At 47.0% G+C, this 9652-nt stretch carries 9 protein-coding genes and 1 tRNA gene; 6 read left to right on the top strand and 4 right to left on the bottom strand.

Annotated elements, in window-relative coordinates; translation table 11 throughout:
• Positions 1 to 54 precede the first annotated feature (54 nt).
• Both AACV78_RS12775 and AACV78_RS12770 read right to left on the bottom strand, forming a co-directional pair.
• Positions 55 to 921, bottom strand: coding sequence for an alpha/beta fold hydrolase (locus AACV78_RS12775; RefSeq protein WP_194012711.1), 867 nt, complete (start codon positions 919 to 921; stop codon positions 55 to 57).
• Between the two features lie 88 nt (positions 922 to 1009).
• The gene (locus tag AACV78_RS12770) at positions 1010 to 1735 is read right to left on the bottom strand and encodes a hypothetical protein (RefSeq protein ID WP_006631881.1); all 726 of its coding nucleotides are present in this window, start codon (positions 1733 to 1735) and stop codon (positions 1010 to 1012) included.
• A gap of 643 nt (positions 1736 to 2378) precedes the next feature.
• Between AACV78_RS12770 and AACV78_RS12765 the strand changes: the two genes are divergently transcribed.
• The 6 genes from AACV78_RS12765 to AACV78_RS12740 all read left to right on the top strand — a co-directional run bounded on the left by AACV78_RS12765 (position 2379) and on the right by AACV78_RS12740 (position 7479).
• Positions 2379 to 2930, top strand: a complete 552-nt coding sequence (locus tag AACV78_RS12765) for a GNAT family N-acetyltransferase (protein ID WP_194012712.1) — start codon at positions 2379 to 2381, stop codon at positions 2928 to 2930.
• Positions 2931 to 3334: 404 nt separating this feature from the next.
• A tRNA-Pro gene (locus tag AACV78_RS12760) sits at positions 3335 to 3408 on the top strand.
• A gap of 157 nt (positions 3409 to 3565) precedes the next feature.
• Positions 3566 to 4411 carry a Tic22 family protein gene (locus tag AACV78_RS12755; protein WP_194012713.1) on the top strand — a complete coding sequence of 282 codons (846 nt, stop codon included), beginning with the start codon at positions 3566 to 3568 and terminating at the stop codon, positions 4409 to 4411.
• A gap of 431 nt (positions 4412 to 4842) precedes the next feature.
• On the top strand, positions 4843 to 5760 hold the full coding sequence (gene prmC / locus AACV78_RS12750) for a peptide chain release factor N(5)-glutamine methyltransferase (protein ID WP_228042698.1): 918 nt from the start codon (positions 4843 to 4845) through the stop codon (positions 5758 to 5760).
• 164 nt (positions 5761 to 5924) lie between these two features.
• On the top strand, positions 5925 to 6518 hold the full coding sequence (locus AACV78_RS12745) for an L-threonylcarbamoyladenylate synthase (protein WP_194012714.1): 594 nt from the start codon (positions 5925 to 5927) through the stop codon (positions 6516 to 6518).
• A 25-nt stretch (positions 6519 to 6543) separates the two neighbouring features.
• Positions 6544 to 7479 (top strand): sensor histidine kinase, encoded by a 936-nt coding sequence (locus tag AACV78_RS12740; protein WP_194012715.1) that lies wholly within the window; start codon positions 6544 to 6546, stop codon positions 7477 to 7479.
• A gap of 367 nt (positions 7480 to 7846) precedes the next feature.
• Here the strand turns inward: AACV78_RS12740 and AACV78_RS12735 are convergent, their stop codons facing one another.
• Together AACV78_RS12735 and hemB are read right to left on the bottom strand one after the other, a co-directional pair.
• Positions 7847 to 8335: a GNAT family N-acetyltransferase gene (locus tag AACV78_RS12735; protein ID WP_194012716.1), complete on the bottom strand. Its 489-nt coding sequence runs from the start codon at positions 8333 to 8335 to the stop codon at positions 7847 to 7849.
• Positions 8336 to 8702: 367 nt separating this feature from the next.
• The coding region (gene hemB / locus AACV78_RS12730; RefSeq protein WP_228042697.1) for a porphobilinogen synthase at positions 8703 to 9652 on the bottom strand (950 nt) is incomplete at its 5' end.

Below are 9652 nucleotides of genomic sequence, written 5' to 3'. Positions count from 1 at the left end.
GTGTATAACCGACAGCCCCATGCCCCATGCCCCATGCCCGATGCCCCATGCCCTTTAAGCGTGTTCGTGAAGAATATTTTGCAAGTAACTAGCCACTGCATCCGGCTGTTCCACCATTGCCAAATGACCGCTCTCAATCTGAAGGACATTCTCGCCGCAACCTTGGAACATCCAGTGAAAGCTAGCCAAATGCAGCACGTATTTTGGTTCCATAATTTTGTCTTTACTGCCGGCAATAAAATAAACAGGCTGCTTGAGTTGGGATACTATTTGCGGCAAGAGGTGAATCTCCGCTTCTGTGGTGGAGTCCAACAAAGCCCCCAAAGCTGCGTCAGGATTGGCTGCCACGAAATCTATCAAGCGCTGCCTTCCCCAACATCTGCCGATCGATCTTGCCACAGAATCGCGGGCAAACACGAAATCTGCTAGCGGCAAGTGAGACAGCCAGCGGGGACGCATTTTCACTAGCTGCTTGCCGACCGCTCGAAACCGCTCGAATTCTTCCTTTAGATAGATGCCGCCGCCTGCATTGATGCAGACTACACCTTTAACGCGATCGGACAATTGACTGGCTGCCCAAAGAGCGATCGTACCGCCGAGAGAGTGCCCCACCAACCAAGCATTAGAAATATCTAGTTTTTCGAGTAAAATTTCCAAATCGCGAGCGTAAGCTGCGGGAGTGTAGCAGGAATCGAGCGGTGCCGAAGGCCCCGGATGGCCGTCGCCGTCAAATTGAGAATCGCCAAACCCGCGCAAATCGTAGGTCAAGCACTGATAGTTTGGTGCCAAGCGATCGGTCAAAGGTTGCCAGTAGCGGCGGCTTAACAGCCAGCCGTGGACAAATACCAGAACCGGAGAAGTTGCAGTCGGAGCCGTCAGATCGCAAGCGTGCCGAACCCCTAGGATGTCGATGGTTGCCATACATTTATCCTATCCCGAAATCAACGCTCAAGAACAGATCGATCGCCCACCACCAACCACCAACGGTCAACCGCCCGCTGCCAACCGCCTAAAATCGCTCGCCCAGCAATCTTTGTCTGACCCCCTCAGCGATTTTCTGCCCCAGATACTCAGGAATTAAACTTTCATTGGGCCCCAACAAGTACAAAATCAGGCGAGTTCGCCCCCGCCAAACCAGCAAATTAGCATTTACCACCAACAAATCCTCTTGCCAGATGGCATACATAACTTTGTAAAAAAGTCCAGGCTGATTATCAGCTTCTATCAGCAAAGCTGGCAAGTGGAAAACCGGATCGACGTAAAATTCAGTCGCCACATCCTCCAAACCCGCGTCTAGATTAAATTCCACGGCCAACATCTCTTCAACCTCAAAATGCCCCGCCAAGGCCTCTCGAACTGCCCTGCAGACATTTTCTGCTGTTTTATCTGCCAGCACCTTGCCGCCGCGAGATACTACCAATTTGATAAATACCAGCATTGGCGGGTAAATTTGACCGTACAGACTCAGACTGTGAATGGTCAGCCCGTAGGCCGCCAATACTCCAAAAATGTCGCTCAGGAGAAAAGATTGGTTCCGGTAAGCAAAATGCAGGGCACTTTTATTACCTTCGGCTCTGATTTCGATGACCGCTTGCCGAGTTTTGTAAAGCTGATAAGCTAATTTGAGGTTTTGCAGTTGGATTTCGCTGCTGACAAATTGCTCGTAAAACTGTGGAAACGCTCGGTTAAAGCGCTTGAGAAGTTCTAGGGTAGATGGTTTTAAACCCGAAGCCATAATTGAGGGGAAGGTGCGGGAGATATACTAGGTATTTGCTCTCCCATGCCTTATGGCAATGGGATTTTCGATTTGACGATTCGACTTAAATTGCGATCGCCTCCAAACTAAAACCAGAGGTCAGTAGATTTTAGATTGTAGATTTTAGATTGTAGATTTACTCCACAGATGAATCTGGGAGTTGGAACTCTTGTCTAAAATTTCTATCTCTCCACGACGGTCGTAAGTGGCACGATATCCGTTGTTGGGTGGGTAAAATCTGTGTGAGAATGTATTACCAGAAGGTCACGGTTGCGATCTTCGGGTCGTATTTCCCATCCAGCGTATAAGTTCTGGCGCGATCGGCAGCACTTAAAAGAAGCAATTCCCAAAATGCCTCTGTCGTGAGCCAGCAACAAATTTTACCTTAAGAGCGGATTGTTCGAGCACAGGCTTACAGAACATTTCTCCCTAACTTGACGAGAATCAAAAAAAGCTCAGACTCAATGTTAGACGACAAATCGCTGCTTTCGGCGTAAGATGAGTTTACCGTAAACTGTTGCTCAAAAGGCTACCCGTAATTTATCCCACGCCGCTCGGAGTGGGTTTGTCTGTCGGGTTTTCTTTCACGTAGTCCAACTTCTACTACCTCAACCGCGCCTGCATGGGTTTTTGGAAAAACTTATTTAGTAGTCCTGAGTCTGCCTCTGTATCCCAAACAGCGGAATTTGAGGAAGATGTGGCCGTCGGGTTAGGCGATCCGCTTTCCCCAACATTTCGCAAACCCGCCAGTGGCAACGCTCGCATCTTTTTCAGTTGCGATCGGGACATCGATCTCTACGAACTCGAAGAACTTTGTAATGCAGTGGGTTGGTCTCGCCGTCCCCTGCGTAAAGTCAAAAAAGCTATTGTGCACAGCTTCCTAGTCGTCTCTATGTGGGAGATGCGGGGCAACCAGCGACGGCTGGTGGGTTTCGCCAGAGCGACTTCAGACCATGCTTTTAATGCCACGCTTTGGGATGTGGTAGTTCATCCTGACTACCAGGGTAAAGGCATGGGCAAAGCGCTGATGCAATACATCATTAAAAAACTCCGCAGTGAAGATATCAGCAACATTACCTTATTTGCTGACCCTCAAGTGGTGGATTTTTACCGAAATTTGGGCTTTATGTCCGATCCGGAGGGGATTAAAGGTATGTTTTGGTATCCAGATTAGCCAGCCAGGTGCAAATCGGCGTTGATTTTTTGAGAGCAAAGTCCAGCATTCAAGATCGACGCTGCTAACACCTCCTCGCCCCCTGCGCTGCGGTAAGTCGATTCGGGTATTGGAGATTTTCGATTGGAGATTTGCTTGCTGTTGGGTGAATCACCAAAGCAGGAACTTTGGTCTCAAATTTTTACCTGTTCGCGAGAGCCCTGCGGGAAACGGTATCCGTGTTTGGGCGGGGTCATTTACGCTCCAGATGTTTCGCAGCATGGCTGCTTTGAAGTGGTGCAACTATTGTCAAACAGCAAAAACTGAAGGTAACTTCGGCCCAGCACCTAAAGCTAAAATAAAAAAAAGCTTGACAAACTGAGGGTGTTGTGTGTTAATAGTTAAAGGATAGCTAACTATCACAACGGGATGTAGCGCAGCTTGGTAGCGCGCCTGCTTTGGGAGCAGGATGTCGCAGGTTCAAATCCTGTCATCCCGATCGCACAATGTTAAATAATAGATAGATTGAAACAGAAACAGTCTCAATCTTTTTACATTTAGTCAAAATGTAAACAGATTTAGGCAGTTTTTGCCGATCGTGTCAAGGTGTCAGTCTTTGCGTTAATGTGTTTCAGAACTGCTCCTGGTGGAAAAACATGAAATCATTAGTTCGTTTCGGCGCAATATTGGGAATTGTCGGCTGCGCTCTGCTCGGGCCGCAGCCAATGGGTAAGATGTCTGCACTGGCAATTCCCGAACCACAAATTTTGGAAAAATTGCGATCGGTGCCGGTATTTACAATTACAGATGCTCAAGGTGCGCCCCTGATCGCTTCTGTACCCAAACAAGGTCAAGGTCAAACTGGCAATGCTTCGGTGGCGGGAATTTTTATCAGCCAAAAAGATGCTCAAGCTTTTGTCGATCAGCTCAAAACCAGAAATCCTCAGTTGGCTGCATCGGTGCGCGTGATGCCGGTGTCGCTGGGGGAAATTTATCAAATCACTCAAGCCAATAAAGGCAAGCCGGATCAGGTGCAGTTTGCTTTTGTGCCGGCTCCGCAGCAGGTGCAGTCGGCTAAAACTGTACTTCAGCAGACTGGGCAACAAGTTAACGAATTCAACGGTGTACCCCTGTTTTTGGCCAGAGGGGGCGCGGAAAATGGTTATTTGACGATTCAACGGGGCCAGCAAGAGGTGATTCCTTTATTTTTTAATAAGGAAGAATTGCTGGGAATGGTGGAGCGTTTTAAGCAGCAGCAACCCAACATAACGACCTCGATTAAGATTGAGGTTGTGAACTTGGAAAGCGTTTTGGAAGCTCTGCGTACTGAAAACGACCAGTTTTTGACCCAAATGATTTTGGTGCCGTCGCGGGAGTCGCTGGAATTTGTGCGATCGCTCCAACCCGCCGGTGCTGGCCAAAATCCACAGGTGGCTCCAGCCTCTCCGGCTCCAGCTCGACCGGCTCCAGCCTCTCCGGCTCCAGCTCGACCGACTCGCTAACTGTTAGTCATTGGTCAGTAGTCATTAGTCAGTAGTCATTAGTTACAGACAGAATTTACGCAAGAAGTGGTTTCATGCACTACTGATAATAGCGGTAAGGTGCGGTGTGGATCGAACCCTACATAATTAGGTTTTGCATTCAGGATTAAGTTAGTAGGTTGGACTGCTCGACTCAACCTACTATTTACCAATTCCAAATGACTAATGACTAATGACTAATGACTATAGCCTTTCAAGCTCTCATATGAGGTAATATGCGGCCTAGGGCATAGGGCATAGGGCTATACTCACTTTTTTGATAACCAACAACAAATAACCAACAACAAATAACAAATAACAAATAACCAATAACAAATAGCAAATAACAAATAGCAAATAACTAACAACCAACAACAAATAACAAATAACAAATAACAAATAACAAATAACAAATGACTAATTCTCAATTACTAAAAAATCTGATGTTTGTTTCCGGTTTAGAGTTGTGGCAGTGGGTGAATCAAGCTAAGACGGAGGCGATCGCCTGTGACATTCCCAACTCAGAACTCGACTGGCTGCTGCAAGAGCTGGCAGGTTTGGATAAATTGGCTCTGCGTTTGGAGTCGTTTAAAGATTTGCCAAAAATTGAATTAAAGTTGTCTTTACCTGAACTCGATCGATTGTGGGAGCAGCGCTTGCAGGAACGGGTGCCTGTGCAGTATTTGACGGAAGTCGCACATTGGCGGAATTTTTCGCTGAAAGTAACGCCGGCGGTGCTCATTCCTCGTCCTGAAACGGAATTGCTGATCGATTTGGCTGTGGATGCTGTTAAAAGTTGTTCAATCGATCCAAAATCGCATTGGGTGGATTTGGGAACGGGCAGCGGGGCGATCGCGATCGGTCTAGCTTCGGAGTTGACAAAGGCGACGGTTCATGCAGTAGATTGCAGTTCGGAAGCTTTGGCAGTGGCCCGACAGAATGCTGAAAATTTGGGTTTTACCGAAAGAGTTAATTTTTATCAAGGTTCGTGGTGGGAACCGCTAACATTTCTTAAGGGCAAAGTTAGCGGCATGGTGTCTAACCCGCCTTACATTCCCAGCAGCACCGTGCTGACCCTGCAACCGGAAGTTTTGAAGCACGAACCTCACCTAGCCTTAGACGGCGGTTTTGACGGGTTAGAGTGCATCCGGCATTTGGTAAACACGGCTCCCGATTATTTAGAATCTGGGGGAGTTTGGTTGGTTGAGATGATGGCGGGACAAGAAACGGCGGTAGCTGATATGCTGGAAAGTCACGGGAGTTACGATCGAGTTCAGATATTTTCTGATTTAGCGGGAATCGATCGGTTTGCCTTAGCTTATCGTCTTTAGATTGTCCAAATATGCTGTAATTTTAAAACAGACAAGATTCGATTTATACACATTCCTCTCTTGAAATTATCTGCGTTAATCTGTGTCTATCTGCCTGACATCTGCGGTTGACCGGCTCGCATCAAAAATTTATGCAACATTTAAAATCTAAAATCTAAAATCGGATGACTCAAGTTTCGATCGCCTCCTTGATTCAAGGGGCAATTTCAGGAGATTATATTGTCAGCTTTCCTACAGATACTGTACCCGCTTTGGCGGCGCGGCCAGATCGCGCGGAGTTGATTTTTGCAGCTAAACAGCGCAGTCAAGACAAGCCACTGATTTTGATGGCAGCATCGCCCCAAGCTTTGTGGCCCTACGTGCAGGGGAGTCCGGCAGAATTAACATTGTGGCAGCAAGTGGCCCAATCCTATTGGCCTGGGGCGCTAACTTTGGTGCTGCCGGCTTCGCCACTGGTGCCACCGGCGATGAATGCGATCGATCGCACTACAATCGGAGTACGAGTGCCTAATTTTCCCCTCGCCCTCAAGATTTTAGAGCAGACAGGCCCTTTGGCTACTACCAGTGCTAATCTATCGGGCCAAGCGCCTCGGTCGTCGGTGGCAGAAATAGAAGCGCAGTTTCCCGAAGTCTTGACATTAGTTGCTGCTGAATTAACAACAGCAACAACAGCTTCGAGTGTGCCTTCGACTGTGGCGAAATGGATTGGTGGTGATTGGGAAATCTTGCGACAGGGCGCGATCGAGCTAAAATGCTAAAAGCTAAACTCCTAGGCAAAGCAATATGGCGCCGATCGGCTGGAGCGACTTGATATATTTAGGTATGGGATTAGGACTGGGTTGGGGAAGCAGTTTGATTTGGCGCGGGCGACAAAAAAGCTCGCAACAGCCAGAACCTGTGCCCCCTATGCCGCCAACTCCTCAAGAAATTAACTTAGAGAAGTTTGATGCCTTGGCTGAGCAACTGAAGCAAACTCAATTGGCTTATCAGATGGCATCGGAGATGAGTCTATTTAAGGGGGGCTTTTTGGCTCGAACTTCTCACGAGTTGCGATCGCCCCTGAGCACTATGATTGGTACGCTGCAATTAATTCTGTCGGATTTGTGCGACGATCCTGCAGAGGAACGAGAGTTTGTCGAACAAGCTCACGTTGCAGCACTCAAGCTAGTGAAATTGATAGATGAAATTATCTCTGTTGCTAAAACTGAACACGGCACTGACACGATGGATATTGAGCCGATTCAGTTAGCTAAGGTTTTTGATGAAGTTGATGATTTAACTTACTTGCAAGCTGCTAATCGCAGCATTCGTTTGGAGATATTGCCGCCCGATCCGGGGATTTATGTATTGGCAGATTTGCCCAGATTTCGGCAAGTTTTAGTTAATTTGGTAGATACTGCTATTGCTCAGATGGATGAGGGTAGTATTTCTGTTTCTGCCCATTGTTCGCCGGAATCTGGATGCGTTCATATTTGGGTGGACGATCAGCGTTCAGTTAGTGCTTGGAGCGAGTCTTGGGATTTGCTAAAGCACGATTTGGTGTCGGATGCTAATAACAACAGCGATGATTCTAAGGTATCTTCTGGCATGAGGTTATTGATGAATCAGACTTTATTAAGTTTGATGAATGGAAAGTTAGAGGTTCTAGCTGTGCCTTCTGAGTCTGAAGATTCCAATTTTAATCGCACTCAGTGTTCTATTCCTTTGGCAACTTTGTGAAGAAGTCAGTAGTCAGTAGTCAGTAGTCATTAGTCATTAGTCATTTGGTAGGGGCGGTGGATGGTGCGTGCGGGCCCTCTTAATAGTCATTAGTTAGTAGTCATTAGTCATTAGTCAGTAGTCATTAGTCATTAGGAAGAAGGAAACGGATTGTGTAATGGATTTAATGGAGGGAGAGAAGAGGTAAATTATTTTTAATATTGTTTCCGCTTGCATCGGAATGCTTTAACCTTACTAGAACACAGAGTACACAGAGTCCGAGAATATATATCTGAATCATTCCGATGCTACCGGATTTGATATAAATAGTATGGTGTGCATTGCACGCCATACTATTTAGAGATTTTGGTGTAACTTTTGTGCTTGTTTAACAATTAGAAATTAGCAATTCGCCCTTGCTAATTTCTAATTCGATATTCTCGTCTAAAAGCTGATTTTCAAGTACCATTGTGGTGCTAGCGTTGGGCTGAAAACCGATGCGCTCGTAGAAGCTTTGTTTGTAGGTTGTCATCAAGTAAACTCGCTCTACTCGGCACATCCGAGGATGACTCAAGACGGTTTGGACTAATTTGCGGCCCAGTCCTGCACCTTGGTAATCTGGGTGAATGGCGACATCCCAGATGGTGGCTCGATAGATGCCGTCGGATGTGGCTCTAGCAAAGCCGATCGCCCGCGAGGCATCCCAAACTGTTACCACTGGTTCGCTGTTGGCGATCGCAATTTCCCAATCTTCTATCTTGCGTTCCCTCGCCCAAAAGGCGGCTGCTTTAAATAGTTCTTGGATTTGTACGATGTCCGCGCGATCGCGCTCTATGCAAAATTGAATGTGACTGGAATCCCTACTGGTTGATGTCATGCTCAATGTGCCTTTAAGTTTTATCTAAACTCTGTTACTTTTACTGTCTTAACCGGCATAGTTGATTTTGTTGGGGAACTATCGACGATTAAATTCCCGATTTACAAAACTATTGTTATTCATACATATTATCTAACTAATTTCAGTGATGATTAATACTATTTTGTGTAAATCTTGTGAAAAAAGTCGGACGGCGGTTGAAACAGCTTCTTTTCAAGCAAAATCTGCCTCTGCGGACTGAAGAAGATGAGGGCGTAATTTTTACCTCGTTTTCTTCAACCCGCTTAGCATGGGTTTGGTTTGACGGTGAGGCGGTTTCAACCGCCCGTTATTCCGACTCCAAACGTATTTGGGCATTAGGTGGGGCTCAGTTTTGCAGCCAGCGGGCCGCATCTTTGGCGTGATAAGTCAAGATCAAATCAGCACCAGCACGCTTAAATCCTGTCAAGGTTTCCATCACTACTCTTTCTTCATCAATCCAACCGTTAAGGGCGGCGGCTTTCACCATCGCGTATTCTCCAGAAACGTTGTAAGCCGCAACTGGTAGGTTAGTTGCTTCCTTGACCCGCCAGATGATGTCCATGTATGCTAAAGCCGGTTTAACCATCAGCATATCCGCGCCTTCGGCAATGTCGAGAGCAATTTCTTTGAGAGCTTCGCGGCCGTTTCCGGGATCCATTTGGTAGGTGCGCCGATCACCAAATTGAGGAGCAGAATCCGCCGCATCCCGGAACGGGCCATAATAAGCTGAGGCGTATTTTGCCGCGTAAGACATGATGGGAATATCTTCAAATCCCGCACTGTCCAATCCTTCGCGAATTGCTCCGACAAAACCGTCCATCATTCCCGAAGGTGCGATAATATCTGCACCCGCCCTAGCTTGAGCAACGGCGGTTTTTTTGAGCAGTTCTAGTGTGGGATCGTTCAAAACTCGGCCGCTTAAATCTCCGACTTCCAAATAGCCGCAGTGACCGTGACTGGTATATTCGCACAGACAAGTATCAACGCTGACGATTAAATCGGGTACGGCGGCTTTCACTGCTGCGGTAGCTTGTTGAACGATGCCGCAGTCGTGCCAAGCACCTGTCGCATCTGTATCTTTGTCTGCAGGAATACCGAATAAAATAATCGCGGGAATGCCGAGGTCGTAAACTTCTTTTGCTTCTTCTACGATTTTGTCTACCGATAGCTGGTAAACTCCGGGCATTGATGTAACTTCTTTGGCAACAGCTTCCCCCGGTACGGCAAATAGAGGGTAAATTAAATCGCTGGTTGTCAAGATATTTTCGCGTACCATCCGGCGGAGTTGGGGATGGT

The organism is Tychonema sp. LEGE 07196, assembly GCF_963890365.1.
Classification (GTDB): domain Bacteria; phylum Cyanobacteriota; class Cyanobacteriia; order Cyanobacteriales; family Microcoleaceae; genus Microcoleus.
Note: the sequence above shows the minus strand (reverse complement) of the source record. Positions and strands in the feature narration are given on the sequence as shown.

What these genes read in the sequence shown, in the direction of transcription:
- AACV78_RS12775 (WP_194012711.1), bottom strand. Translation starts at nt 921, where the DNA reads ATGGCAACCATCGACATCCTAGGGGTTCGGCACGCTTGCGATCTGACG.
- AACV78_RS12770 (WP_006631881.1), bottom strand. Translation starts at nt 1,735, where the DNA reads ATGGCTTCGGGTTTAAAACCATCTACCCTAGAACTTCTCAAGCGCTTT.
- AACV78_RS12765 (WP_194012712.1), top strand. Translation starts at nt 2,379, where the DNA reads ATGGGTTTTTGGAAAAACTTATTTAGTAGTCCTGAGTCTGCCTCTGTA.
- AACV78_RS12755 (WP_194012713.1), top strand. Translation starts at nt 3,566, where the DNA reads ATGAAATCATTAGTTCGTTTCGGCGCAATATTGGGAATTGTCGGCTGC.
- prmC (WP_228042698.1), top strand. Translation starts at nt 4,843, where the DNA reads ATGACTAATTCTCAATTACTAAAAAATCTGATGTTTGTTTCCGGTTTA.
- AACV78_RS12745 (WP_194012714.1), top strand. Translation starts at nt 5,925, where the DNA reads ATGACTCAAGTTTCGATCGCCTCCTTGATTCAAGGGGCAATTTCAGGA.
- AACV78_RS12740 (WP_194012715.1), top strand. Translation starts at nt 6,544, where the DNA reads ATGGCGCCGATCGGCTGGAGCGACTTGATATATTTAGGTATGGGATTA.
- AACV78_RS12735 (WP_194012716.1), bottom strand. Translation starts at nt 8,335, where the DNA reads ATGACATCAACCAGTAGGGATTCCAGTCACATTCAATTTTGCATAGAG.